The 26,239-nt window shown below is 58.3% G+C and carries 29 protein-coding genes; 24 read left to right on the top strand and 5 right to left on the bottom strand.

Annotation, left to right across the window (positions count from 1 at the left end; translation table 11 throughout):
• Window positions 1–85 precede the first annotated feature (85 nt).
• From A6U86_RS27805 to A6U86_RS27820, 4 genes are all read left to right on the top strand, one after another.
• On the top strand, window positions 86–301 hold the full coding sequence (locus A6U86_RS27805) for a hypothetical protein (RefSeq protein ID WP_068398139.1): 216 nt from the start codon (window positions 86–88) through the stop codon (window positions 299–301).
• Window positions 302–379: 78 nt separating this feature from the next.
• A complete protein-coding gene (locus A6U86_RS27810; protein WP_068398143.1) occupies window positions 380–664 on the top strand; it encodes a hypothetical protein in 285 nt (94 codons plus the stop codon).
• 53 nt (window positions 665–717) lie between these two features.
• Entirely contained in the window at window positions 718–1,134 is a 417-nt protein-coding gene (locus tag A6U86_RS27815; protein WP_068398877.1) for a hypothetical protein, read from the top strand.
• Window positions 1,109–1,774, top strand: coding sequence for a DUF6362 family protein (locus tag A6U86_RS27820; protein ID WP_068398146.1), 666 nt, complete (start codon window positions 1,109–1,111; stop codon window positions 1,772–1,774). Before A6U86_RS27815 ends, A6U86_RS27820 begins: the two co-directional genes overlap by 26 nt.
• A gap of 60 nt (window positions 1,775–1,834) precedes the next feature.
• Here A6U86_RS27820 and A6U86_RS27825 read toward each other — a convergent pair whose 3' ends face one another.
• The gene (locus tag A6U86_RS27825) at window positions 1,835–2,512 is read right to left on the bottom strand and encodes a methyltransferase (protein WP_068398149.1); all 678 of its coding nucleotides are present in this window, start codon (window positions 2,510–2,512) and stop codon (window positions 1,835–1,837) included.
• 288 nt (window positions 2,513–2,800) lie between these two features.
• Here A6U86_RS27825 and A6U86_RS27830 point away from each other — a divergent pair, with 288 nt between their 5' ends.
• The 14 genes from A6U86_RS27830 to A6U86_RS27895 all read left to right on the top strand — a co-directional run bounded on the left by A6U86_RS27830 (window position 2,801) and on the right by A6U86_RS27895 (window position 11,985).
• Window positions 2,801–3,148: a hypothetical protein gene (locus A6U86_RS27830; RefSeq protein ID WP_068398152.1), complete on the top strand. Its 348-nt coding sequence runs from the start codon at window positions 2,801–2,803 to the stop codon at window positions 3,146–3,148.
• Window positions 3,105–4,589 (top strand): phage terminase large subunit, encoded by a 1,485-nt coding sequence (gene terL / locus A6U86_RS27835; RefSeq protein ID WP_198929103.1) that lies wholly within the window; start codon window positions 3,105–3,107, stop codon window positions 4,587–4,589. Before A6U86_RS27830 ends, terL begins: the two co-directional genes overlap by 44 nt.
• Window positions 4,590–4,637: 48 nt before the next feature.
• A complete protein-coding gene (locus tag A6U86_RS27840) occupies window positions 4,638–6,002 on the top strand; it encodes a DUF1073 domain-containing protein (protein WP_068398155.1) in 1,365 nt (454 codons plus the stop codon).
• 58 nt (window positions 6,003–6,060) lie between these two features.
• Window positions 6,061–7,176: a DUF2213 domain-containing protein gene (locus tag A6U86_RS27845; RefSeq protein ID WP_068398158.1), complete on the top strand. Its 1,116-nt coding sequence runs from the start codon at window positions 6,061–6,063 to the stop codon at window positions 7,174–7,176.
• A 27-nt stretch (window positions 7,177–7,203) separates the two neighbouring features.
• A complete protein-coding gene (locus tag A6U86_RS27850; protein WP_068398161.1) occupies window positions 7,204–7,674 on the top strand; it encodes a DUF2190 family protein in 471 nt (156 codons plus the stop codon).
• Between the two features lie 3 nt (window positions 7,675–7,677).
• Entirely contained in the window at window positions 7,678–8,649 is a 972-nt protein-coding gene (locus A6U86_RS27855; RefSeq protein ID WP_068398165.1) for a DUF2184 domain-containing protein, read from the top strand.
• Between the two features lie 72 nt (window positions 8,650–8,721).
• A complete protein-coding gene (locus A6U86_RS27860) occupies window positions 8,722–9,219 on the top strand; it encodes a DnaT-like ssDNA-binding protein (RefSeq protein WP_068398168.1) in 498 nt (165 codons plus the stop codon).
• Window positions 9,219–9,575, top strand: coding sequence for a hypothetical protein (locus tag A6U86_RS27865; protein ID WP_068398172.1), 357 nt, complete (start codon window positions 9,219–9,221; stop codon window positions 9,573–9,575). Before A6U86_RS27860 ends, A6U86_RS27865 begins: the two co-directional genes overlap by 1 nt.
• The gene (locus A6U86_RS27870) at window positions 9,572–9,799 is read left to right on the top strand and encodes a hypothetical protein (protein ID WP_068398176.1); all 228 of its coding nucleotides are present in this window, start codon (window positions 9,572–9,574) and stop codon (window positions 9,797–9,799) included. The genes A6U86_RS27865 and A6U86_RS27870 overlap by 4 nt, the downstream gene beginning before the upstream one ends.
• A gap of 21 nt (window positions 9,800–9,820) precedes the next feature.
• Window positions 9,821–10,213: an HK97 gp10 family phage protein gene (locus A6U86_RS27875; RefSeq protein ID WP_068398179.1), complete on the top strand. Its 393-nt coding sequence runs from the start codon at window positions 9,821–9,823 to the stop codon at window positions 10,211–10,213.
• 37 nt (window positions 10,214–10,250) lie between these two features.
• Entirely contained in the window at window positions 10,251–10,682 is a 432-nt protein-coding gene (locus A6U86_RS27880) for a phage tail terminator-like protein (protein ID WP_068398182.1), read from the top strand.
• Between the two features lie 3 nt (window positions 10,683–10,685).
• Entirely contained in the window at window positions 10,686–11,171 is a 486-nt protein-coding gene (locus tag A6U86_RS27885) for a hypothetical protein (protein WP_068398185.1), read from the top strand.
• An 83-nt stretch (window positions 11,172–11,254) separates the two neighbouring features.
• Window positions 11,255–11,656, top strand: coding sequence for a hypothetical protein (locus tag A6U86_RS27890; protein WP_004116243.1), 402 nt, complete (start codon window positions 11,255–11,257; stop codon window positions 11,654–11,656).
• Window positions 11,657–11,679: 23 nt separating this feature from the next.
• On the top strand, window positions 11,680–11,985 hold the full coding sequence (locus A6U86_RS27895; protein WP_068398188.1) for a hypothetical protein: 306 nt from the start codon (window positions 11,680–11,682) through the stop codon (window positions 11,983–11,985).
• A gap of 29 nt (window positions 11,986–12,014) precedes the next feature.
• On the opposite strand, the gene A6U86_RS27900 is transcribed toward A6U86_RS27895, so the two are convergent.
• The 4 genes from A6U86_RS27900 to A6U86_RS27915 form a co-directional block, all read right to left on the bottom strand.
• Entirely contained in the window at window positions 12,015–12,473 is a 459-nt protein-coding gene (locus tag A6U86_RS27900) for a hypothetical protein (RefSeq protein ID WP_141683830.1), read from the bottom strand.
• Between the two features lie 209 nt (window positions 12,474–12,682).
• On the bottom strand, window positions 12,683–13,084 hold the full coding sequence (locus A6U86_RS27905) for a hypothetical protein (RefSeq protein ID WP_141683831.1): 402 nt from the start codon (window positions 13,082–13,084) through the stop codon (window positions 12,683–12,685).
• A gap of 297 nt (window positions 13,085–13,381) precedes the next feature.
• On the bottom strand, window positions 13,382–13,834 hold the full coding sequence (locus A6U86_RS27910) for a hypothetical protein (RefSeq protein ID WP_068398199.1): 453 nt from the start codon (window positions 13,832–13,834) through the stop codon (window positions 13,382–13,384).
• 98 nt (window positions 13,835–13,932) lie between these two features.
• Window positions 13,933–14,475: a hypothetical protein gene (locus A6U86_RS27915; protein ID WP_141683832.1), complete on the bottom strand. Its 543-nt coding sequence runs from the start codon at window positions 14,473–14,475 to the stop codon at window positions 13,933–13,935.
• A 59-nt stretch (window positions 14,476–14,534) separates the two neighbouring features.
• On the opposite strand from A6U86_RS27915, the gene A6U86_RS35730 reads away from it, so the two are divergent.
• The 6 genes from A6U86_RS35730 (at window position 14,535) to A6U86_RS27945 (ending at window position 26,061) form a co-directional block, all read left to right on the top strand.
• On the top strand, window positions 14,535–16,958 hold the full coding sequence (locus A6U86_RS35730) for a hypothetical protein (RefSeq protein ID WP_198929104.1): 2,424 nt from the start codon (window positions 14,535–14,537) through the stop codon (window positions 16,956–16,958).
• Window positions 16,958–17,602 carry a hypothetical protein gene (locus tag A6U86_RS27925; protein ID WP_068398208.1) on the top strand — a complete coding sequence of 215 codons (645 nt, stop codon included), beginning with the start codon at window positions 16,958–16,960 and terminating at the stop codon, window positions 17,600–17,602. Before A6U86_RS35730 ends, A6U86_RS27925 begins: the two co-directional genes overlap by 1 nt.
• Before the next feature lie 3 nt (window positions 17,603–17,605).
• Window positions 17,606–18,226 carry a hypothetical protein gene (locus A6U86_RS27930; protein ID WP_068398211.1) on the top strand — a complete coding sequence of 207 codons (621 nt, stop codon included), beginning with the start codon at window positions 17,606–17,608 and terminating at the stop codon, window positions 18,224–18,226.
• Window positions 18,223–18,651, top strand: coding sequence for a hypothetical protein (locus tag A6U86_RS27935; RefSeq protein ID WP_068398214.1), 429 nt, complete (start codon window positions 18,223–18,225; stop codon window positions 18,649–18,651). Before A6U86_RS27930 ends, A6U86_RS27935 begins: the two co-directional genes overlap by 4 nt.
• A 100-nt stretch (window positions 18,652–18,751) precedes the next feature.
• Window positions 18,752–25,384 (top strand): phage tail protein, encoded by a 6,633-nt coding sequence (locus A6U86_RS34985; protein WP_083197017.1) that lies wholly within the window; start codon window positions 18,752–18,754, stop codon window positions 25,382–25,384.
• Window positions 25,385–25,404: 20 nt separating this feature from the next.
• On the top strand, window positions 25,405–26,061 hold the full coding sequence (locus A6U86_RS27945) for a DUF4376 domain-containing protein (RefSeq protein ID WP_068398218.1): 657 nt from the start codon (window positions 25,405–25,407) through the stop codon (window positions 26,059–26,061).
• The last annotated feature ends 178 nt before the right edge of the window (window positions 26,062–26,239 follow it).

Raw genomic sequence — 26,239 nt, forward strand, 5'->3', positions numbered from 1 at the left:
GCGAACACTGCAACGCGGCGGTGGAACCGACAGAGATGGCAGATATTCAGCCCATGGTAGAGGTACCTGATCTCCAGAGGCTGCCATGAGCGAGATGTTCCAGGGATTCCTGGCATGCATCGGTGCGGCACTCTTTTTTGCCAGCATGCTGGCTGCGGCAAGATCGATCGTCCGCAGATCGGCGTTCCCACACGCCGAGGAGGAGGGCGGTGCTCCCGAGGGAGATCAGGCTCATTTCCGTGTAGCTGAGGACCACGCCATCCATGCCGGTGAGCCGACATGCTCGACGAAACGGTGCTGACGACCCGTCGCGCACAGCCATCAAAACCATCAGAGACTGAACGAACAGATCTGGTCTTGCCGGCCAGAGGAGGTTGCTATGAATGAATTTCAAATCGGAACTGAGGCTGTTGCCAGCGGTCATCTCGGCTGGATCCGCAAAGTTCACCGCGCGACGAACGAGATCCTCAGGGATAGCCGCGGCGAACCGATCGTCTTTGCGACGCCAGACGCGGCTAAGGCCGCCGCCGGCGAGGCGATGGTCGCCTATCTCAACACGCCCATGCTGCGTGATGGCGCCCGAGTGGAGGCGATTTCCAAGGCGGAAGCTTTCTTCAAGCCCAAATCTGCTGGTGCCGCCGTCCCGGTGGGTACCGGCGCATGATCGATGCGCAAGTTGAGCAAGTGCACGCTTTTATGAAGGGAGTTGAGAGATCCATGACCAAAGGCAAGCTTGATCTTCTTCTGGACGGCCTCGGCATAAAGCTCGTTCCCGTCCATCGCCGCCGTGCTCCGGCCCAGAGCCATGCGCGCGGCACGATGCAGGAAATCCGCGGGCGCTATGGCGATGGCCATCTGGTTTTCGTTTTGCGTTGCATCCGTCAGACCGGCAACAATCGCGACGAGCTGTGGTCGGATACGATCGGAGCGGTTTCCGACGTTCTCGCGCAACGCCAGGATTGGGCGCTCCAGCGCGCCGGCGATCTGCTTGGCGCCTTCGACGACATTGCACTTGCTTCACTGCGTTCGGAGGCGGTCGCGAGGCGACCTTGGCCGGTGCGGGCAACGCTGCGGACGCTAATCTATTGGGAATTGGAGAGACGACTTGATGCATCGACCCGCCTCGCAGTTTGATGATCTTTCCCACCGTGAGGCAGAGATTGCCGATCTGAGCCTGCTTATTCGCGCCCGCTTCATCGAGGCGGCTGACACAATGGTACACCTTGATGTGCGCGGTGTTCGCCCGGACAGAATGCGGACGCTCTGGCCGGAGGTTCTGCCGGACGCTTTGGACCATTCCGAGGTTCGTGTCCGCTATCGCCCGAGCGCCGCCGCCATCAGCCGCGCGGAAGAAGTCTTGCAGGAATGGCTGCGGACCCGTGTCAGGGATGAGGAACGCCGCATCCTGCTTTCGCGCTGGTCCGTTTGCCTTGCTGCGCCCTATATCGCGGGATCCTTCCGGGATTTTTGTGCTCGAACGGGTCGTGTACGGCGTACGGCGGAGCGGCATATTCAAAGCGAATTCCGCAATGTCGCGGGCGTACTTCTTGCGACTTCGCCGCTATTGCAGGAGCCGGACTGGGCACGCATATCGCCGATGATGCCGAATTCTCCTGGTGGTTCGGAGCGAATGAAGCCGCCGGTGACCAAACACGAAACGCACTGGTTGCCGGATGATGCCCGGCCGGTATTCGATGCGGCAAGCCTTGAGCTTGCCGAACTTGCCAAGCGGCTGGAGCGTGGAAACCGCCGGCGCGCCAAGATGAAAGCCTAGATCGGCGGCTATTCGGTCCGACTCCGTATATGCCGCTATGAGCGATCCTGATTATCCACCTTACGGTGACATATTGCTTTCGAATGCAAAGACACCGCTTGGCCGTGCGCTTGCGGTACCATCGCCAAAGTCTGGCACTGAATATTCCGCCAGCAGCCGAAGCCGCGATGTCGGCAGATGCGCGCGCCATGGGTCGCCGATCAAAATCGTAATGCCTTGTGCCAGGCAGCGATCGAGAAATGTGACGATCCGCCCTGCAAGCGCTTCATCGTAGAAGAGATCACCAACACAGACGATATCGATAGCCGGAGGCTCGCCCGTCGCTACATCGGCGAGGATTGTTTTGACGATCACATCGTTCAGCGCTGCATTGAGCTCGATAGCTGCGATGGCATAGGGATCGACATCCGCCGCCTGCACCTCCGCAGATCCCGCCTTCGCGGCGGCTATGCCCACAATTCCTGATCCGGCACCAAGATCGAGCACGCGGTGACCGATCACTGTCTCCGGCCGGTCGAGAAGATAGCGGGCCAATACCAATCCTCCACCCCAGTAATGCGCCCAATAGGGTGAACCGAATTGCGGATCTCGCTCCGCCAGGCGTCGCAAACCGCTATTGGGGGCTGCTTTATGCAGCCGAATCTCCGGAATGCCGGGAACGGGCAGAATAGGAAGGTTGGTGGTGATGAACTGCCGTACCCAGTCGCGGTCTGTGGGGCTTTCCAAGTCGGGGCTCAATGTATCCTCTTGCTTGTGTCTCTAGGGAGCTGTCGTCGGAGAGAATATCGATCAAATCGTCGGACCGCAGAGTGCGATATTTTCAAGTTATATCAAGTAATTAACAGGAACGCTCATCAAGATTTTTAAATCCTTGCAGCCCTATCGTCGTTCAAGGGTGTCGCCAAAAGCGCCAAATCAGGGTATTCATTTTGGCATGATGAGAACAGTTGCAGCGACGCACTGTTGACCGCAAGCGATGTTTTAGACCGCTTGTTTCCTTTCAAGGTTCCATCGGAAATTTCAAGCATGTCCAATGCCGACAAGCCAGTCGTGCAGCGCAAACCGCGTGCGCGTCGACGCAAGGCCGTTCCGGCCGGCGATACACCGCTAGACTATATGTTGAAGGTGATGCGCGATGATGAGGCGGATCAAAAGCGGCGCGATGAGATGGCGAAGATTGCGGCGTCCTATGTGCATCAGAAGCCGAGCGAACGCTCGGTAACCGGGGCCAAGGGAGGCCGGGGTTTCACCATCGACTTAACCAATGCCACGGATGAGCAGCTTGCAACACTCGAATCCCTCTTCGGTCCGCTTGCCGGATCCGGCGGCGATGATGGCGGCGATCCAGGAGGAGAAGGCGAGGCGAACAAGTGAACGTGAACGGGCACAGCATGCCAGGCAGATTGCTGCGGATGCCGACCGAATTCGTGCCAATTGCCAATCGCTGAGCGGCTTCGTCCAAGAGGCCTGGCATGTCGTCGAGCCTTCCGCCGATTATGTTCATGGCTGGCATATCGATGCGATCTGCCGTCATCTCGAAGCGGTCACCTCGGGCGAGATCACACGATTGCTGATCAATGTGCCGCCGGGCACGATGAAATCGCTTCTCTGCGGCGTCTTCTGGCCGGCATGGGAATGGGGCCCGAAAGACAGACCACAGATGCGCTATCTCGGTGCATCCTATTCGGAGCACTACGCCAAGCGCGACAACAGGCGCATGCGCGATCTCGTTGCTTCGGAGTGGTATCAGACGCTTTGGGGTGATCGGGTCAAGCTGACGAGAACTGGCGAGATGGCCTTTGCCAATACAAGCACGGGCTCTCGCCAGGGTGTACCCTTTTCGAGACTGACGGGTGGCCGCGGCGACCGGGTCATCATCGATGATCCTCATTCGGTCGATGGTGCTGAATCCGAGGCGGAGCGCCTGTCGACGGTTCGCACATTTCGGGAGTCGGTGCCGACGCGGCTCAACGACCCGCAGCGTTCGGCCATCGTCGTGGTCATGCAGCGATTGCACGAGACTGATGTGTCTGGCACCATTCTGGCGCTGGGGCTCGGTTACGAGCATTTGATGCTACCGATGGAGTTCGAGCCGGAGCGGCGCTGTCGAACGTCGATCGGATTTGTCGATCCGAGAGTGGAAGAGGGCGAGTTGCTCTTTCCGCAGCGTTTTCCGCGAGTGGTCGTGGAGCGGGACAAGATACCGCTCGGCTCCTATGCGGTTGCCGGTCAGTTTCAGCAGCGGCCTTCGCCGCGCTCGGGTGGCCTGTTTCAGCGCGGTGATTTTGAAATCGTTGAGGCGATGCCTGCCGGTGCAAAGCGCTGTCGGGCCTGGGATTTTGCGGCCTCGAAGGAGCGGCCCGGTCGCCAGCCGGACTGGACCGTTGGTCTGCGCATGGCATGGGTCGACGGCGTCTTCTACGTCGAGACCATCGCTCGCGGCCGTTGGTCGCCGGCAGAGGTCGAGCGCAATCTGAAGAACATGGCATCACAGGATGGGCCGACGGTGGCGATCCGTATGCCGCAAGATCCGGGTGCGGCGGGCAAGGCTGATGCGGAAACCAAGATCAAGCTGCTGGCCGGCTTTCCAATCAGAGTTTTGTCTGCGACCGGTGACAAAGCGACGCGCGCCAAGCCGGCATCGGCACAGGCGGAAGCCGGAAACGTCAAGCTGCTGCGTGGCGACTGGAACGAAGCATTTCTGGATGAGATCTGCGCCTTTCCGAACGCGCAATTTGATGACCAGGTGGATGCTTTCGCCGATGCTCTGAACGAACTCGCGCTGAATTCCTCCTTCAGCTTCAAGAATTTCTAGGCTCGCGAATGCGGGTCTCTTCATCACATCGATATCAAAGGACAATCCATGGGGCAGGTATTCTCGATGGTTCGCGACGGATTGGTGAGCCTAGCGTCCCGCATGGGAACGGAAAGGGACAAGGCGGCTTCGGTCTTCTATGCGCAACCGCTCCTGACAGACGAGCAGATTATAGCCGCCTATCGCGGCGCGTGGCTGCCGCGCAAGATCGTCGATATACCGGCGCTGGATAGCTGCCGAAAATGGCGAAACTGGCAGGCTGCAGGCGATCAGATCGGTTTGATCGAGGCGGAGGAGCGCCGGCTCAATCTGCGCGGCAAGGTGCTGGAAGCATCTACCAAGGCGCGCCTCTTCGGTGGCGCTGCGCTGTTCATCGGTGTGGATGATTCCGATCCAGCATTGCCGCTTGATGTCGAGGCGGTTGGTAAAAGTGGCCTCAAGCACCTGACCGTGCTGACGCGTCGTCAGCTTGCCGCCGGCGACGTGGACGGCGATCCGGCTTCCGAGTGGTACGGCAAACCGAAATTCTACACGCTCACCGGCGCCAACGGGATGCAGGTGATTATCCATTCGTCGAGGCTGGTCATCTTCAAGGGCGCCATGATGCCGAACGAAGAACTCGGCGGGATGGGCCGTCATGCCTGGGGCGAGAGCGTGCTGGCGGCGACATTCGATGCGATCAAGAATGCGGACAGCACTGCAGCCAATATCGCCAGCCTCGTCTTCGAGGCGAAGATCGACATTATCAAGGTACCGCAGTTTTCCGCCAATATCGGCAATCAGGCCTATGAAGACGCCGTTCTGCGCCGCTACGCGCTCGCCAACACCATCAAAGGCATCAACGGCACGCTTATCCTCGACGCGGAGGAGAACTATGACAGCAAGAGCGCATCGCTCGCCGGCCTCACCGATATTCTGATGGCTTTCATGCAGATCGTCGCCGGTGCGGCCGATATCCCTGTGACGCGCTTGCTCGGTCAATCGCCGGCCGGGCTGAATGCGACCGGCACGGCCGACATGAAAAACTATCACGACCGCATCCAGGCGATCCAGGAGCTCGATTATACGCCCGCGATGGCGCGGCTCGACGAGTGCCTTATTCATTCCGCCACCGGTGCTCGCGACCCCACTGTCTTCTCCACATGGGCGCCCTTGGAACAGATGAGCGAGAAGGAGCGCGCCGACATCTTCAAGACGAAGGCAGATGCCGCACGCGCCTTGTTCGGGTCTGCCACCGGTGAGGAAATCATCGCGCGGCCAGCGCTGTCGGAAGCACTGGTGAATGCCTTCGTCGAGGACGGGTCACTGCCGGGGCTGGAGGTGGCCATGAAGCCATCTGACCAATCGAAACGAGCCGACAGGCCGACGCCGGCTTCCGACCCGACCGAAGGAACCGAAGCCGCATCGGCATAGCCAGCTGCACTCATCCCTACCTCAAACCAAGCCGGCTCCGACCAGGAGAGATCCAATCATGAACTTCACTGACACTGTCACCGTCGCGGGAACGCGGCGGACCGGGGACGGCTATCTTGTCGCCGATGCCCGGATCGCCCGCACGGGCATTCAAAACTACAGCGGCGCCGAGATCGGCCGGCCCGAGATGCGCACCGTGCGGATCTATCGGCCGGGCACGGAAGTCTTTTCCGACGATACGCTGAAAAGCGCCGCTCACCGGCCGGTGACAAACGACCATCCGCCGGAAATGGTCACATCCGAGAACTGGAAGAGGTATTCGGTCGGCCAGACCGGTGACGAGATTGCTGGGGAGGGGATTTTCCTCCGCGTGCCGCTGATGGTCAGCGACGAAGCGGCCATTCAGGACATCGAAAGCGGCAAGCAAGAGCTTTCCGCCGGGTACGTCTGCGATGTCGATTTTACCGCGGGCATCACGCCTGCAGGCGAAGCCTATGACGCCATTCAGCGAAATATTCGCATCAACCATATCGCCATTGTGCGCCGTGGCCGAGCGGGCTCGAAAGTCCGCATCGGCGATGCTGCCGCACCGTGGGGCTGCTCTCCTCTCGCAGCCCCACGCCCCCATTCCGATGACAGGCAAAGCAAGGAAGGAATGATGCCCACGAAGACAATGACGATCGACGGCATCGATATCGAGGTCAGCGATCAAGCCGCACAGATTATCACGACGCTGCAGCAACGGCTTTCGGATATGGAGGCTGCGCACCAGAAGGCCGTGGCCGTACGTGACGCGGAGCTTGATGCGCTCAAATCCGTCACGCCCAGCGATGCCGAAATCGATCGGAAGGCTGAGGCGCGCGCCGACTTGATCGGCCTTGTCAGGGCGATCTCCAGCAATATCAAGACATCCGGTCTCAGCGACGCGGCGATCCGCAAGGCTGTCGTTATCGCCAAGGCAGGCGAGAGCGCCGTAGAGGGTCGATCGGACGCCTATATCGACGCGCGTTTCGACATGCTGGCCGAGGGACTGCGCGAGAAGCCCGATCGCTTTGCCGATGCGGTCAAGGACGGCATCACCTCTGCGCAAAGCTCGATGTCCTCAGCCTTCACCGCCTATGCCACCATGGTCCGCGACCTCGAGTCCGCCCATCTGGCCGCCAATCCCACCTAACCAGGTCAACGAAAAGGAGACGCTTCAATGGCGACTTATCAGACCACCTATGGAAACGCTCCTCGGAAGGGCCTGCACGGGCAGATCGCTTCGGAGGAACAGGCTAACAAGATCAGCCGCACCGTGGAGAATGCTGCTGGCATCAAGTTCGGACAGCCCGTTCAGCGCGGTCTCGCCGATCATGGCGTGGCACCCTATGCAGCAGGCGGCAAATTCCTCGGCATCGCCGTGCTGACGCCGACCGTGTTGCCGGATGTGGTGCCTGCGGGCGGCTATGCACAGTTCGTCACGGGCGCATTCCTCACCTCCGGGCAGCTCTATGTGCGGGCAGGCGGCACCGTCGCCGATGGCGATGCCGTCTACTACAGCCCCGCCGCCGACGCCTATGTCAACGCTGTCGGCACCGGAATCGTCGGCCCCATTCCCGATTGTTTCTTCGACACGAGCGGCAGCAACGGCGACATCGTCGAAATCTCGCTCAAGCACAGGAGCGCCTAATCCATGAACCAATTCGTTCGACAGCATTTCGCCGATGCCCAGGCGGCCTATTCCTTCGTGATCGCGCAGGGCCGCAATATCGAGACGCGCATCTACCAGCGGCGCTATCCGACCTTCAATTACGGCCTCCATGTGCCTGTTGTCACCGAGGGCAATGAATGGGCTGCCGGCACGACCTTCTTCACCGTCGACAGCGCCGGCGAGGCCAAGTTCCTCTCGGCCGCCGGTACGGACATGCCGTTCAACCAGTCGACGCGCGACAGCGCCAGCCATGATTTTGCGATGATCGGCTCCGGCTGGGAATGGAACCTCGAGGAGGTCAATCAGGCCGCACTCTATAATCTCGATCTCAACGCCTCCAATGCCATTTTCGCCGCCGATAAGATCGAGCGCCTGCTCAATTCCGTCGCCATGACCGGCTCGACGGAAAAGGGCTGGACCGGTTTCGTCAACGATCCGAAGGTGTCGCGCGTCGATGTCGCTGCCGATGGCACAGGCGGCTCGACCAACTGGTCTGCCAAGACGGCCGATCAGATCCTGCGCGACGTCAACGATCTTATCGGCGGCGTGCGCAAGAGGACCGGCGAGGTCGAGTGGGTCGACAGCCTGCGTCTGCCGCCGGAAGCCTTTCGCCTGATCGCCACCAAACGCCTTGCCGATGGCGACGGCTATATCACGGTGCTGGAATTCCTGCGGCGCGGCAATGTCTACACGGCCGAGACCAGCCAGCCGCTCGATATCCAGCCGCTGCGCGAGTTGGCGACGGCCTCGCAGGATGGCGGTGGCCGCATGGTGGTCTATCGCCGCGATCCGGAGGTGCTGCGTTTCCACCTGCCGATGCCGCGCCGCGTGCTGCAGCCGCGCCAGAAGTCGATCATGAGCTTCGAGACCGGCATCATCGCCCGCACCGGCGGCACCGAAGTGCGCCTGCCGGCGGCCATGGCTTATGGCGACGAGATCACCACTGCTGCCTGAGTTTAATCTCCCTCTCCCCGTTCAGCCGGGGAGAGGGGCATCCGCTTTTCATCGATCGACATCGGAGCTTTCATGTCCGCATCCTTTTACGGCACCCTCGCTGCCGCCGATGCCTATTTTGTCGAGCGTGCCAATGCCGCCTGGGCCATGGCCAGTGATGGCGATCGCCTGGCGGCGCTGGTGCGTGGGTCGCAGGCTGTCGACAGTCTCTATGAGTCCAGATTCACGGGACGCCGGACCGGCGGTTATGATCAGGCACTGTCCTGGCCTCGCAGTGAGGCAATGACAGTCAATGGTGAGGCAATCGCCAATGATGCGTTACCGCTGGCCCTGACTTATGCGTCCTATGAAGCCGCCGCGCTCGAGCTTTCGGAGCCGGGCAGTCTGACGCCTGTCATCATTGCGGCCCGCACGGTGAAGCGTGAGAAGGTGGGGCCGCTGGAAACGGAATATGCCGTCGTCGACACGAGTGACGATATGGTCGCAGCGGCCAGGCCGGTGCTGACAAAGCTTGACGGTCTGCTCTATCCCCTCCTGCGTCCGGTGCTGCCGGGCATTCTGGTGGTGTGATGGAGGTGTTCGATTACGGCAAGGCGCGGGCAACCGCCGAGCGGCTGATCGCCAAATTCGGCCAGAGGGGCAGTCTGCGGCGCATTACAAGTGCCGGGCCAGATTACGATCCGGTGCAGATAAGCGAGGATTTTGCGTGCTTGCTCGTCGACCTCGATCACAACCAGACGCACATCGGTGACACACTCATCCAGCGTGGCGACCGCCTGATCTATCTGTCGACCAAGGGGCTTTCGATCACGCCGACATTGGCCGACAAGGTGCTGATTGGCGGTGTCGAGCATGCGATCGTCGATCTCCAGCCGCTGTCGCCGGGCGGGACCGTCGTGTTTTGGCAGCTGCAGGTGCGGCGATGACGGCGCTGGTGCGTTTCAAGACGATCCTGACGCTTTGGTTGCTGGCGCGCGTCATCCTGCTGCTCAACCGTGTTTCACCATTGCCGGGGATTGAGAGGAGTGACGGGACGAAAGCCGAATCCCGAACCGCCGGACCTGCGGTTCGTGCCCGTTACGGCCATCTTACCCTTTTGAATTTCGAGCGGCGTGGCTCTTCACCGGGCGATGCCGCCGATGACGCCTAACCATATCAGGAGGTATCCGACATGGCTTCCTCGAATTTTTCCAATGACATCGCCGCCTGGGCCGAGCGGACCAAGAAGCGCATGGAAGAGGTGGTGAACCTCTCCACGCAGCGGCTGGCCGGGGCGGTCGTCGAGGCGACGCCGCTAGCCTCCGGCGAACTTGTCAATTCCTTCCGGGTCTCCGCTCCGTCACGGCAAAGCGAGGATGTCGAAGGGGCCGCTGAGGGTCATCAGGTCGACTTGGCCGGCCTCGGCGTGCCGATGGGCGGTCTGATCCATATGGGCTTTACCGCGCCGCATGCTGCCGAAGTCGAGTACGGCAATGATGGTCAGGCGGGGCAGGGCATGGTGCGGCTCGCGGCACAGGCATGGCCTGACATCGTCGCGAGCGCAGCGCGCGACACGACGGATTGATCCTTCGAAATTTCAACATCATAGACATGGGTGACACATGGCGACGGCGACGGACGCTCTCATTCTGGCGGCACTGCTGGATCATCTGGCAGCGCTCCAATTTCAGCCGCCATTGCCGGTGGCGCAGCCGGGCATTGCCTTTCCGCCGGCGGGGCAAGAAAAGCCGGATAACTATCTGGCTGTCAGCTTCCTGCCCAACCGCCCCCGGCAGGTGACGCTTGGCGACGATCCGCAGCAGAAGCTCGGGCTTCTGCAGGTTTCCGTCTATTGGAAGGCCGGCGGCGGGCTGATCAAGCCACTCGATGCCGCCGGCCTGGTCATCGACCATTTCAATAACAAGACGCTGTTTGCCTCTGGCGTGAAGATCACGATCAGTGGCGAGCCGTGGGCCGCAGGCCCGATCCAAGAGGATGACCGGGTTCAGATACCGGTCACCATTCCCTACACCGCCTTTGAACCGGAGACATGATCCATGGCGAACAAAAGCACGAAGAAGGGCTCGAAAGTCTACGTATGCGAGACGCCCCAGAATACCGACCTGACGGCCACCGCCTATGCCGCGCTGACCTGGGTGCAGGTGGGCAAGGTCGGCAAGGTCGGCGATTTCGGCTCGGAATCCACCATCAACAACTACAATACGCTGGATGAGCCGGTGCAGCAGAAGCAGAAGGGCGTTTCCAACGCCGGCGATCCGGAGCTCGAAGTTGCCTCCATCGCCGACGATCCCGGCCAGGACATTCTGCGCGTCTTCGGCGATCCCCTCAACATCAACAACATGGCGATCAAGGTCGAGCGCAACGACGCGCCGCAGGGCAAGACCAACACGGTCTTCTATTCGCGCGGCGTCGTTTCCGGCCCGCTCTATCCCGGCGGCGGCTCCGACGATTTCGATCTGGAGAAGTTCAAGATCGGCCTCAACCAGCTGCCGATCCGGGTCGATCCCGTCACCACGCCGTAAGCGCGATCTTTCGGAACCTTGCGCGCGTCGCTCTCCTGCGGCGCGCGGCCACTCGAATATGTCCCAACCGATAAGGTGTTTCCTTGGATATCTCCAGTCTCGTCAATTCCGAAGATCTCTTCGAGCTGCAGCTCCTGCATCCGGCCACCGAGGAGCCGCTCGGCATCTCCTTCATGATCCGCTCGGCCGAGAGCAACGAGGTGAAGAAGATCGTTCGCCAGCATAGCGACCGCTTCCTCGCCAGCCGCAAGAAGAAGCTGACCACCAGCAAGGTCGAGGCTGAATATCTCGACAAGGCCGCCGCCGCCATCGCTTCCTGGAGCTGGGGCGAGCAGCAGTGGAAGGGCGAGCAGCCGGTGCTCTCCTTTGAGAAGGCTCGCGAAGTCGTCGAGGAAGCCGGCTGGATCTACGATCAGGTGGCCGGCGCCTCGGAGGACCGCGCAAATTTTATGAAGAGCTTGCCGAAGGGCTTTCAGAAGCCGTAGGGGTCGTCGCGCGCTATGATTGCGTGCGCGATAGAAACGGCGAGACCCGGCGCGAGCGCAACGAGGCCTTCGAGCTTATCAGCCCGGAGGCCGAGGTGCCGGAGGCGGGCCATTGGCTCTGGGACTGGTTCTGGGACCTGCGTTCGGCGCAGGCCCCCGGCCTTTCCGGCCCGGTGCCGCTCTCCCACCAGGAAATGCTGGCCTGGCTGCACCTGACCGGCAACCTTCTGCGCCGCGAGGACATCGCCGTGCTGAAGGCGATGGACGGGCGCTATTGCCAGGCGGTGGAGGAGGAGACGGAGGCGATCAGGGCGCGGGAGGCGGGGTAGAGGGTCAGGCTGCTCCATGACTAATGAGCCTAATGTGACTTTATGTTGCTGTAACTCCACTCAAGTGCAGTCAGCCCATCCACGGCGGTTTCAACTTCCCACCCGAGAGACGAGTCGCTCTTGTTGCCAACATATACACACTTCGCAAGGTGTCTCACCGGCTCTTGAAGATCATTGAGCGTTTCATAAACTATCGACGCGCTAAAAAAAGAAGGCCTTGAGATGCCAATATCAAACGCCTTCAGTTCGGTTTGAATCCATGCATCGTCCATGGCTAACGGATAGCCCGACGCTTTGGATCGCTGTTGTTTCGTCACGAGATAGCTTTCGAGCAATCTTCTATCCAATTCTAGTTCGTCCAGCTCGGAAACCTTGACACGTTTATATTCCGCCGATGAGAGCAGGCGCTGTTTGAGAACCGTTTCGCAGGCAGTGACAAGCTTCGAATCAAATAAGTCGCAGCTGCTTAAGGCCAATGCGGTAGCCATCAGGCACAAGATGCTAACTATGGGCTTCGTTTGGTGAGGATGCATTATAATGCCGTAAGGTGTGATTTCGGATGGGTGCAACTTTGGCGAAAGTTGCACCCTTTATCACTCATGTCAATAAGATTGTTCTCTAAATGTTCCTGGCGATAAAATATCCATCGCATCCTGATGACATTGCGTCATCGAGACAATAGTGCGCCGACAACAGCTCATGGTTTTGCAGAGAGAGTGTAATCTATAAGGGCGGTCTCTGATTCATGAAGAAGTTTGTTAGCTTCCGTCGTCGTCCACACGCACTTCATTACATCTTTTTCTCGCAGTAGCTCTTTATCATCCCTGAATCTGTTCTCAAGAACGTCAAACGTAAACTTTGTATTTTTGGGCGAAGCGCCAGTCTTCTGAAAGGCGCGTTCTCCATATGCCCGAACTGCATCATAGTAGGTCACGCCAAGAGCATCTTTACACGCATATGCCATCATAAATGTCGTTGAAGCCTTTTCTTTGATGTCATCCACCAACTGAACGAGCTTTTTATCTGCAGCGGCGGCGGTGTGTGTGAGAAATGCCAAAGTAGAGAGTGCTAAAATAATTCGCCACGCCTTCATGTCCATGCCTCTGATTGTTCCCATTCAACCGTATAACGCGACTTTTAAAAAATAAATCTTATGATTGAAGTGGCTGCGCCAAATAACAGGATAGTTTCCATTACGGTGACAGTGCACTAATTTCCGTCAGTGATAGCCTTGCTTTGGCCAAACAAGAGGGCCATCGGTGGGCTAGATAGAATATGCGTTCTTATTTGGGTGCACTGTCACCGTAATTCCCTGTTGGCAACCGCATTACCACATCAGGGACAGGCATATTGGTGCTATAAATGCGCGCAATTTCTCTTGCCGCCTTAGTTATTATCAATTGACTGGCTGGAATTTCGCTATTGAAAGTTCGTCTAGGAAGGAGGCTTTTAGCTCGTCCTCGCGGCCTTTGTTTATGACATATTCGCATTTTGCCGTTGCAGCCGCAGCTACCCCGTTTACGCCTGGAACCGTGTAGTTGAGGAATACAATATGTCGCTGCGGACTTATTTTTCCGGCGTCAAAAGCTTCGATCAGCATGGTATGGTACTTGTTTGATAAGTCCTTGTTTGAAAATGACGCAGCCTTGTCAACATATTTCTCAAATTCCGGTCGTCCAAGCTGTTGGATTAACTGACTAAAGCCGACCCGGACATAACCTGAATTTACACCTAACCGATCTTTCACTGTAGTTTCACATACAGCAACGGGCGTTGGTTCCGCGAGCGCGAGGCTCGCAATCATCAATGGCGGTAACACCGCGCTTCCGAAACTGAGAATCTTTCTCATTTTGAGCCCCAGCTTACAACGACGGTCGGAAATTACCTTTGTGTCGTTTCGTTCGCACCGCCATGCAACCTCTGATCTTTTCTTCGAAAAATCCGAACTCAATTCAAAAGCCGCCGTAATGTGTCGCGAACCCATCCAGCATAGGGAGCAATTGGCTTCAATTTTTTCCGCAATTCTTCCGCAGCTTGAGGAGGTTCATGGCTGAAATCCCGGACAATCTGAGAATACGTTGCGGCATCGGTTGCAAAGATAGAAACTCCTCCCACCGATATTTTAGAAATGCTGCCATCGGTGGAAAAATATTGACAGGTAATAGCTCTAGTAACCTTCTCAGCTTGTGTGTCTAGCACATTAAAATTTATAGTTGCGGTATAGAGAACGGGCTTCACCGAGCCTTTGTCAAACTCTTTCTGATAAACGCGCTGTATGTCAGGGAAGCCTTTTAACTCTTCTTCCAAGTCAGCTGTGGTGCCCGGCCTCTCACTAAGAAAGAACCTGTTGCGCTCATAGGTGGAAGGTGCTGCGAGATACCCTTTGAGACGGGCCTCGCAAGCAGTCACGATCGGCGGATCAAAGATGCCAAAGCTGTAAATCAACAGCAACGCGGCAAGCACTGCAATCACGCTAACAATCAATTTCATCAAAATTCCCGCGAAATAGCTTTGCAGCATTTTCTCGCATGAAATCAAAAGGTGGTCCAGTGACGGATATCGCAACTCTGAGCATTAAAGTTGATAGCAGCGAAATCAAAACGGCAAGTAACGATGTGAGAGATTATGTTGTTGCTGCGGGTCAGGCGGAAAAAGTGTCCGGCGTGACGGGTCGAGCACTAAGGGCGATGGGCAACGAAGCGAGAGGCGCGGCGGGCTCTCTCGTTAGAGTTGGTGACACTATCGGCAAGTTGAGTGGCAGCGATCGATCGTCTCCCATCAAGTTGTCGAGCACCCTGATTGCCTTGAACATGAAGTCAAGCGATAGCGGTGGAAGTTTACAACCTTTGAGTAGTAAGTCACAATCCGCTGCAGTTGAAGAATTCCCTTATCGCAAATCACCGGAGATGAAATACTATCTTGATAATCGAGCCGATGAGGGAAAAAACGCATCCAACCTTGCGGGTAGTCTCGTAAGTCAGTTGTTAAAAAGCGGCAGTAGTTTGATTCCCGGCATCCGTGGATTCTTCGCAGACATTTTCTTTAATTCTGCAGCCGACAAAATTGATCAAAATTTACCATCAAGGCGCTTTGATACTTCGAAGAAAGTCATTGCCGATGAGGCGAGGATGACAGATGAGTTACGCAAGCTTGGTCTTGATGAAACCCCATCGATGAAAACTGATTACGAAAAGAGTCATACCGAAAACGGCCTAGTGGGTGCGTTAGAAATTCCCAAAAGTCTATCCGATTCTAAGCTGGCAATGGTGCGAGATACATTTAATTCAATAAAACTTGCCGCCGAAATGCAGTTCGGCACGGATTCATTTATCGGGGGAAGGAATTTTACTGAACTGGAGAAGCAATATAACGAGATTAAGCCGCTAATCTTGTCGGGAAAAGCCACGAGGGAGCAATACCAATCTTTTGGGAACAGCGTAACCGAAAGCGCTGCGAAAAACCCACAGTTTGTAAACCTTCAGACTTTTGCTCAGCTATTCAAGGACGCCATGCCGAGCTTGATCCAGAATTCAGAGGCATACAGAGATTACGTTGCTTTGGATGAGAAGGTCAATAAAAACGTTGACGCAACGTCAGCAGCAATAAATGCCAAAGTAAAGTCAGAGCAAAATGGCGCTGCCCCTGCTCCGCCGGCTCAACAACAACGCAAGCTTTCCCAAATCGGAGCTCTTGTGGAAACATTCTTTCCGGCGCTTTCGTCTTTCGCTCGCGCGGCGCCCCTCGTGATTGAAGCACAATCGAAACAGGTTGCGGTTGGCAGCGTTGACGTTCAACGCAACCAAAAGGATGAATTGCAGGATGTTCAACAAGCAACGGATACTCTTACGAAGTCGACACAAGCCAATACCGAACAAACAAAACTCGGAACTCAGACTTCCATTCAATCCGCTGCCGCGACGGACAATGTGAAGTCGAAGGTTGTCACGCTGAAGCAAAGCCAGGACGAGCTTCAGAAAAGTTGTGCCGTGCAATTGGCGCAAATGCCGCAATTGACCAAAGCGGCCAACGATCAGGCTGATGCCTATCGGCGCGTTGCCGACGCGCAGGCGCTGCAGAAGCTCGCGGGCGATATCCAGTTCCAGCAGGATCAAATGGGCCGCTCGACCGTCGATCAGACCGTCGCCTCGACACAGAAGCAATATGGCCTGCCGGTCGACATGAATTCGGCCTCGGCCAATATCATTCGCTATAATGAACAGCTGAAATATGCCCGCGAGCTGGCCGGTGATTTTGCCTCGACGCTGGTCAGCGGCCTGCGCAATGGCGAGGGCCTTTGGAAATCCCTGGGGAAGGCGGCGATTTCCGTGCTCACCAAGATTTCCGACCGATTGCTGAACGATGTGCTCAACAGCCTGTTCAAGGTCAACAGTGCTGCCGCAGGCGGCGGGCTGCTCGGTGGCGGCGGTATCCTTGGCGGGCTCTTCGGCGGTGGCGGTGGGCTGGATCTCGGCATTCTGGCGCGATCGCCACAGGCGGCGGCAGCCGTTGCGAGCGGTATTCCCGGCCTTTGGGCCGATGGCGGCTATACAGGCCCCGGCGGCAAGCACGAGCCGGCCGGCATCGTTCACGCCGGCGAGGTCGTCTGGAGCCAGAAGGATATCGCCCGGGCGGGCGGCGTCGGCGTTGTCGAGGCGATGCGGCTTGGGCGGCGTGGTTATGCCGATGGCGGCGTGGTCGGCGAGGGCGGGCCGCAATTGGTGCGCGCGCAGCCGGATGCTGCCGTTCCCGTCCGTCGCCTCAGGGCCGATAATCAGAATGATGTATCCGGTTCAGCTTCCGGCGTGCATGTCACGGTCGGCGTTTCCGTCGATGAGGACGGCAATCTGAAGGCCTATGTGAAAAATGTCGCGCAATCGGAAGCGCAGAGTTCGACGCGGCAGGGGCTGAATGATTTCAATCAGCAGCTTCCCGACCGCGTCGCGCAGATCAACCGCAATCCCCGGAGGCGCTGATGGCCGTTTCCTATCCCTACAGCCTGCAGGCCTTTGCCGACCTTCTGAAGATCTCCAGCATCGTCTGGGACATTCAGCGAAATGACGAGCTTTCCGGCTCCGGCGATGGCCGGGTCTGGCAGGCGGAGCTGGCGCCGCCGCTCTGGACCGGCACGGTGACGCTGGCCGACATGTACAATGCGGAGGCGAAACAGATCGCCGCCCGCATCCGCAAGCTACACGGCGCCCAGGAGGCGCTTTTTCTTTATGATCCGCTGTCGAAATATCCACAGGCCGACCCCGACGGGACGAAGCTCGGGAGCGCTGCGGTCAGCGTCGCGGCGCTCGGGGGCGACAATGCCTCGCTCAGCCTCAAGGGCCTGCCGGCGGGATACCGGCTGACCGTCGGCGACAAGATGCAGGTCGGCTATGGCGGCCGCTATGCTTTTCTTGAAATCTCGGAAACGGTTGGTGCCGGCGGGCAGGGGATCACCCCCGTTTTCGGCGTCTTCCCGCATCTGCCGGCGGGCTTTGCCGCCGGTCTCGGCGTGACGCTTCTGCTGCCGGCCTGCAAATGCCTGATCATGCCGGGCAGCCACAACCCCGGCACCGCGAGCGGCCCGATCACCTCGGGCGCCACCTTCAAGATCATCCAGAAGAAATAGACGATGAAGAACATCACCTCCGCCTTCTTCGCGGCGCTGACCGGCGCGCGCGACAAGGGGCTCGTGCCCCGTCGTTTCGTCTGGATCACCGGCAAGGATCTCGCCACCGGCGGGCCCGCCTCGATCGGCCTCTGGACCGGCGACGACGACATCAACATCACCGTCACCTCTGGTGTCACCGGTCTGCCGGAGGCGCGCACCTATTATGGCGGCCTCAATCTGCAGGTGAGCCCGATCCCGCGCACGGCGGATCTGACGATCCAGACCGTGACCATCACCATCGGCCAGATCGCGCCCGCCGCGCAGCAACTCGTGCGTGGTTACGATCTGCGGCTGGCGCCGATCGAAATCCACGACATGATGTTCGATACCGGCACGCGCCTGCCGAGTGCGGCGCCGGAAATCGCCTTTCTCGGCATTGCCGATGGTGCGCCGGTGAAGACGCCGGCCGTGGGGCAGGATGGCGATATCGAAATCTCGGCCATCTCCGCCGCCATCGCCATGCTGGAGCGCACCAACCCGGCCAAATCCTCCTACGAAGGCCAGAAGCGCCGCGGCGGCGATGAATTCGGCCTTTATTCCAGCACCGTCGCCAATTGGCAGATACCCTGGGGGCAGAAATGAACGGCGATCTCGTCAGGGTCAAGAATTGGCGTGCCCGCTTCGTCGCCGAGGTCGATCGGCTGAAGCGCACGCCCTTTGCCTGGGGCAGCCATGACTGCGGACCGGGTCTTGCCGGCAATCTGGTGCTGGCGATCACCGGCGTCGACTGCGCCGCCCAGTTTCGCGGCGAGTATTCGACCGCCGCCGGCGCGCTGAAGACGATGAAGGCAGCGGGTTTCGACAATCTCGCGGATCTCGTCGGAAGCATGCTGCCCGAGATTCATCCCAGCGAAGCCGGCATCGGCGATATCGCTGCCGTCCCGCATGACGGTCCCTTCGGCTACGCGCTTGGTGTGGTCAATGGCGAGCGGATCTTCGTGCTGCGCGAGAGTGGCCTCGGTACGGTCGACCTGCTCGACGCCAAGCGGGCCTTCAAAGTCGGCTAGGCCGGCGATCCGTCTCCATTTTATCTCTGACCGGTGACATGTCGGCGCAGCTTTGGCTGCGACGACCCTTTCCCGCGCGCCAATCGAGGTCGTCCGATCCATGAAATATCTCATCCTGCTTCTGAACGTCCTCGGCTTCTGGCTGATGGCGGATGTGGCGCATGCCGATCCGATCTCCGCGGCAATCGCCGCGATAGGTAACTTTATCGGTTCGATCAGCATCGGCAAGCTGGTGCTGACCGTGGCCATCAATATCGGCCTGTCTCTGGTCGAAAAGGCGCTGGCGAAGAAGGACCAGCCGCAGCCGGCCGGCACGAAGCTCGAGATCAACATGGGGGACGATCACGCGATGTCCTTCATCATCGGCAGCTACGCGACCGCCGGCAAACGCAAATATGCCGGCACCTGGGGAGACGATGGCAAGACGCCGAACGCCTATTTCACCGATGTCATCGAGATCGGCAGCCTTCCCAATCGCGCCGGCCCACGCGGCCTGACCAGCGTCTGGATCGACGACCAGAAGGTCGGCGTCCTCTGGGACCAGCCACATCCCGACGGGCGCGGCTTCCCGGTGCTGCAATATCGCGTCAAGAACAAGGACTATCTCTGGATCAAGTTCCTCGACGGCACGCAAACGGCGCCCGATCCATTCCTGATGGCGAAGTTCGGCACGCACGCCGAGCGGCCCTGGAGGCCGACCATGATCGGCCGCGGCTGCCAGGTCGTCATCCTGACCTCGCGCTATAATACCGATCTCTTCAAGGGCGTTCCTGCCGGCCTTTTCGAGCCGCATCCGCTGCCGCTTTACGACGTCCGCAAGGATTCCTCGGTCGGCGGCAATGGCGGGCATCGCTGGAGCGACCCCACCACATGGCAGCCGAGCACCAACCCGGCCGTCATGATCTACAATCTTGCCCGCGGCGTCTATTACGGACCGGAATGGGTCTATGGCGGCCAGAATATCGGCGCCTTCTGCTTGCCTGCGGCGAACTGGATGGCGGCTGCCAATGCCTGTGACGCGTCCGTCCCGCTCGACGGCGGCGGTAGCGAGCCGGCTTATCGCGCCGGCTATGATGTCCAGTGTGACCAGGAGCCGCTCGATGCCGTTTCCGAACTGCTGAAAGGCTGCAACGGCCGCATGGCCGAAGTCGGCGGCATCTTCAAGATGCTCGTGGGCTCGCCGGGTGGCGCGGTCTACTCCTTCACGGATGATGATGTCGTCGTTACGGAAGAGCAGGATTTCCGGCCATTCCCGTCCCTGTCGGCGACTTACAACTCTATCGAAGCGACCTATCCCGAGCCGGCGGAAAAGTGGGCGACGAAGGATGCGCCGGGTCGCTATAATGCCGACCTCGAAGTGCAGGACGGCAATCGGCGCCTGCCGGCCGAAATTCAGCTTCTTGCCGTTCCTTTTGCCAACCAGGTGCAGCGTGTCGGCCTGGCGATGATCCAGGACTACCGGCGCTTTCGGGTCCATCAGATATCGCTGCCGCCTGACGCATATCCGCTGGAACCAAACGATGTCGTTTCGTGGTCATCGGCTCGCAACGGTTATGATGAGAAGAAATTTCTCGTCGTCAAAGTCGAGCCGCAGCCCAATTTCCTGATCGTCGTTACATTGAAGGAAGTCGATCCGGCCGACTATGACTGGCATCCCGGTTTGCAATTGCCAACCGCCATTGGCTGGCTTGGCCCCATCACACCGCCCTCACAGCCGATGATCGGCTGGACTGTAGAACCTTCGACCATCAAGGACGCCGGCGGTATCGACCGGCGCCCTGCAATCAAGATCAGCTGCGCGCCGGATCTCGATGACGTCAGGGGCGTGTGGGTGCAGGTTCGCGTCAAGGCCAGTGGCGATGTGGTTTTCGACAGCGACAGCAATCCCTATGCCTTGCCATTCTCGTGGATCATCTCCGGTCAATGGACATTGCCCAATACAGAGTACGAGGTGCGCGGTCGCTATCTCCCGCAGTCGAACCGGGCAACGGATTGGTCGGCCTGGCTGACCGTCAAGACACCGAACGTCCTCATTCAGGCCAGCGACGTGCTTGATGGCGCGATCGTCCAATCCAAGATCGCGGATGCCGCCGTGTCTGCCGCCAAGATCATGGACGAAGCCGTCAGCAACGTGAAGCTGGCCAATCAGGCCGTTTCGACTGCGAAGCTTCAGGTGGCCGCTGTTACGGCCGATGTACTGGCAAGCGGCGCTGTGATTTCTGCGAAACTGGCCGACGGCGCCGTGACCGCCGCCAAGCTTGCCCAGGGGGCGGTAGACGCGACCAGCCTTGCCAGCAGTATCAAGGCCGTGGAGGTGGTGGCCACGCTGCCGACGACAGGCAATGTCGAGGGGCGGCAGGTTTTTCTGACGACGGATGGCAAGCTTTATCGTTATCATAATGGTGGGTGGACGACTGCCGTTGCGGCTGTGGACGTCAACGGGACACTCAACGGCTCCCAAATCGCCGACAACGCTATCACGAGCAATAAACTTGCGGCTCTGGCGGTTGATGCGACGAAGTTCGCCTCCGGTATCAGGCCGGTAGAAATTGTCACCAGCCTGCCAACGACAGGCAATATTGCCGGTCGCACGGTCTATTTGACGACGGATGGCAAACTCTACCGCTACACCGGCAGCGCTTGGACGGCGGCAACGGCGGCTGTTGATGTCGCAGGACAGATGACAGACGCGCAGATCGCTGCGATCGCCGCCGCCAAGGTCACCGGCACACTGATCTCCTCCCAGATCGCGGATGCCGCAATTACGAATAGCAAGCTGGCGGCTCTAGCCGTCGATGCCGCGAAGCTTGCTGACAATGCGATCACAAACACCAAGATTGCTAACGGCGCGATCTCGACGCCGAAACTGCAGGCGAATGCGATCACTGCCGACAAGATTGCGGCGAATACCATCACCGCAAACAAAATGGTTCTGGCTGACTTCACGAACCGAGCTGAAAACCCGAATTTCGGTGAGGGGGATGTAGGTTGGGCCAGGGGCGCAGGTGTCACCATCGTCAATGACGCCATCAACGCATACACTGGTAATTGGTACATGAATATCGGTGCTGGTGCCCTAGCCAATACCATTGCGGCGCGGAATTTCAACATCTTCCCCGTTGTCCCCGGTGAACAGTATTTCCTGCAAGTATTTATAAAGGTTATCGGAACGCCTGCTGGTCCCATTTCAGCGCGTATGCGTTTTATGGGTGCGGACAAGACGAACTATATTAATAACGGCGGCGTGGTTGTCCCGGTGACGGTTGGTACCTCGTATGCGGAGTGGAGTGCTACAATCATCGTGCCAGGTCAGGCAGTATATGCTTGGATGGATTTCGTCCCTGGGGAAAATCTGACCGCCTCAGGTAGCTACCAAATTGGCTTCGTTTCTTGCCAGCGTAAAAACACCGCCAGCTTGATTGTCGACGGAGCCATTACCGCATCCAAGCTTGCCGCAGGGTCGGTCACCACGACTGCGCTGGCCGCAGGATCGGTGACGGCCGACGACATCGCCACCAATGCCGTAACGGCCGGCAAGATCGCCGCTGGCGCTGTGACGGCAGGCCAGATTGCCGCTGGCGCGATCGGTGCAACACAGATTGCCGCCAAAGCGATCACAGTTGATAAGCTCTTGGTCACTAATCAAGACAACCAGATCGATCAAGGTTTCTCCGGAGGTTCGCGCGCCAATTGGTACGCACCCAACCTTGGTACTTACTATCTGGAGACCGGTCCAAGCCCGGCAGGAGGCACATACGTCGCACAATGTGATGGCCGAGATCAGCTCATGGTCGGACCTATGCTAGTTCGAGTCTCCCCGGGGGAAAGCTACAATTTCTCGGTCTGGTTCTATAACACCGACCCCATCTATGACGCATTCATGGGTATGTATGTAAAGGATGCCTTAGGCGCATCCGTGGGGCCGAATTGGGTGGCGGTTGGCAGTGCCAACAATGCGAAATCGACTTGGACCTTTATCCAAGCGAACGTTACCATTCCGGCTGGCGTATATATGATCCAACCTATGTTCGGCGTCACGAAGACGGCGGCTAACGGTAATTGGTGCTATTGGGCCAGGCCGAACATGCGGCGCGCGTCTAGCGCGGAACTGATCGTTGACGGTGCGATCATCGGTTCCAAGGTCGCCGCGAATGCGATCACGGGCGACAAGATTGCGGCTAACACTATCACTGCTCGGAGCCTCGTTTTGCAAGATTGGGAGAACCTCGTTCCCGACAACCAGCTGCAGTCACCCGCCGCTTGGACTCAGCTAAACAACACCGTCGTCAACCCAGTAACGGCACAGGCTTTTACCTCCAAGGGGTCGTTCGATTACACCTACTTCGCAGGCGTTGGTTATATCCAGATCGCGCAGAGCCAACCTTTTGCGGTCGTTTCGGGTCAGGAATACTTATCTGCCATTCAAGTGGTCCGTACCTCTGGCACTAAGTATGGCCTATGGGCGCGCATCCACTGGCTCGATGCCGGCGGCAACCTCCTGAATCCGGACATCTACGTCGACATAACCGCCTATGGTACTAGTGACGGTGGCACTGTAAATGGCATCCGGACCTTTAGCGCTGCGATCATGCCGCCCACATCAGCCTTTGCTGCAGTGGTCAAGATGTACATCCATAGGAATTTCACAGACGGCAATATCTCGATCGGTGGGCTTAGTTTTCTGCGGAAGGCCTCGGCCAACTTGATCGTCGACGGTGCAATCACTGCTGACAAAATTGCCGCCAACGCGGTCGTTGCCGGCAAGATCGCCGCGAATGCCATTACGGCCGGGACAATTGCTGCGAACGCAGTAACGGCTGGAACGATTGCGACAGGCGCAATCTCAGCATCGCAGATCGCAGCCGGTTCGATCACAGCCGATAAGCTCGCGGCTGGGTCGGTCTCTGCTCAGGCGCTCGCCGTTGGCACCGGCGGCAATTATCTCACAAACTCCGACCTGTCAGCTGGCTTAGCGGGATGGTCTCTCGAGCATTCGAATGAGATTGCGAGCTTCAGCTTGTCGCTTCGCACCGATACTTTTGCTCCTGAGCCAGGCGCGATCCAGATCTATCAGTCAAATGGCAACCAAGGGGTCGAATACGGCGTTGGACCGGTTGATGCCTACGGCGGCATGCGCACCTTCGCGGTCAGAGCGAGCGGTTGGTACGAACTATCCGTCTACTACTTTGGCCATCGTTGCCGTGGTCTGCAGCCCTATGTTGGCGTGTTTGACGCCGCCGACAATCTCCTTGGCCGGCTTAATTTTGGGATATTCCCTGCGGCCCAGAACTTTGATCCAAGCAAGAATCTTGCGAACTACCAGCGGTTTTGGACTAAGGTGCAGGTGCCAACGAATGCTGCCAAGGCGCGCATTTTCTTTCGCATGAAGGGAACTATAGAGGGACTTAGCGATAGCTATCTTTGGCTAGCGCGTATGTATTTCGGTGAGGCAAGTGCCAACCAAACCGAGCCGACGCCGTGGAGCGATGGTAGCATCACGCTGATCTCTAATGGCAACATTGCCACCAATGTCGTCACCGCCGACAAAATTGCGGCCAACGCAGTAACGGCCGGCAAGATCGCAGCGAGTGCCGTCACCGCCGGCACGATCGCGGCGGGCGCTGTCACCGCCACGACGATCACAGGCGGCGCGATCACCGGTGACAAGCTGGCGGCTAACACTATTGGTGCCGGACAGATTGCGGCGAATGCGATCACGGCCAAGCAGCTGGTTCTGACCGACTTCTCCAACATGGCCGATAACGGCTGGCAGACCGGCACGCTCGACGGCTGGGTCACGCAAAATACGCAAGCTTTCTATCTCGACACCGTCTCTGGAGATGCAGCTGGATATGTTCTGCAGTCCCTCGGCCGGGATTGCTCCAGATCGAATTTTGTCGCTGTCACCGTCGGGGAGACCTATTCCTTTGATGTGTGGGTTTACAACACAGATACTAACCCGGCCAGCATCTACGCCGCGTTACTAACTCCCTCCGGTGTTTGGGGCTTTACCGTAGTCGCTAGCACCAGCGTGAAGAATGTCTGGGTAAGGCTTCAGGGTCGATACACGGTCGCAAGCGGTTACACCAAACTTGCGATGTTGCTGCAGGTCGACAAGACAGCCGGCACTGGCAACTCCTGTTATTGGTCTAAACCCGTCATGCGTCGCGCCGCCTCGGCCGAGCTGATTGTCGATGGCGCGATTACGGCCAACAAGATCGCTGCCAATAGCATTACGGCCGACAAGCTCAACATTAACAGCCTGGATGCGATCACAGCAAACATTGGCAATCTGCAAGTCGGAACAAGCAACATCGTTGGCGGTGCGATTACCCGCGTGGATACCGGTCTTCCGGAAGGGGCTGCGGGCATCAACGCCAATTCTGGACCAATTCCGGTCACCGGCATCACGTGTATGCACGGGGCTGGCTCACCGTCCATTCTGGTTCTGTCATCCTTCTCACTCTCCAACAACGGCAGCAATCCGAATAACTATTTCACGCAAGTCGAGGTGCATATCTGGGATAATGCCAACAATCGCTATACGGCGGTGCTGCCATTCAGCTTCTACGGTGCCACATCGTTCACGCACTCTTTCAGCTTCAGACCGCCCGCAGATCGCACAGAAACCCAATTCCGGTTTGATGTGAAGCCGATCAACCTGCCGAGCCTCGGCTCGCCACCCCTCCTCATAAATAATCGAATAATCAACGCGCTCACTCTGAAGCGCTAAAGTCGCAGGAAAGGACTGCCATGTACCGCATAGACAGCATGTACGAACCGATGGTCGAGGCGCTGCTTGCGGCGCGCGCGGAGAACAAGGCCGATCGCTGGATGGCGTGCGTTGCCTTCTGGCTCGCTCGTCAACAGATGTACAACGTGCCGGATTTCTGGCTGGCGCTTGCCGCCAAGATCACCTCCGGGCTCGATGCGACCGATAAGGACGCCATTCTCGATCAGCTGAACAACAAGGAAGCAGCTCTGGTTAATTCGGTGGCCGATTGGCCTGAAACGCCTGTGAGCCTTCTGGTCATAGTCGCGGGCTGGTCTCCGGAGCCGGTCCCCGTCGATCTCTATGCCTATGCAGCGACCAAACGCTACGCCGTCGAAACGGCTGGGGTGGTTATCGATGGCATGCGTGTCATGACTGATCGCGCCAGCCAATCGTTGATCACCGGTGCATACAATTATGTGCAAGCCAATCCGGACGTATTTGTGAAGTTCAAGACTGCTTCCGGTTTTGTAGATCTGACGGCGACACAGATGACGGCGATTGCCAATGCGGTTGGGGCGCATGTGCAGGCTAGCTTCGTGGCCGAGGGCGAAGTCAACAAGCAGATCGTTGCTGGTGCGATCACCACGACAGCGGGGGTGGACGCCTTTGCGTGGCCATCCAACGAGACGATTTAAGGATTTTTCCAACCAATCCGTCGGTAAGTCATCTAAAGTTTCGACTCATGCGCCGCCCGGTGTTTCAACAAGGAAATGCTTCGGCACCTTAAGCATTGGCCGCGGCCGATACTGACAACTGTTCAGATAGTTGATGCGATCGGTTCATGCGGTGCTAGCTGCATTCGTATTGTGAGTT

Origin of the sequence: Rhizobium sp. AC27/96 (assembly GCF_001692325.1) — a bacterium.
Taxonomy (GTDB): Bacteria; Pseudomonadota; Alphaproteobacteria; order Rhizobiales; family Rhizobiaceae; genus Rhizobium.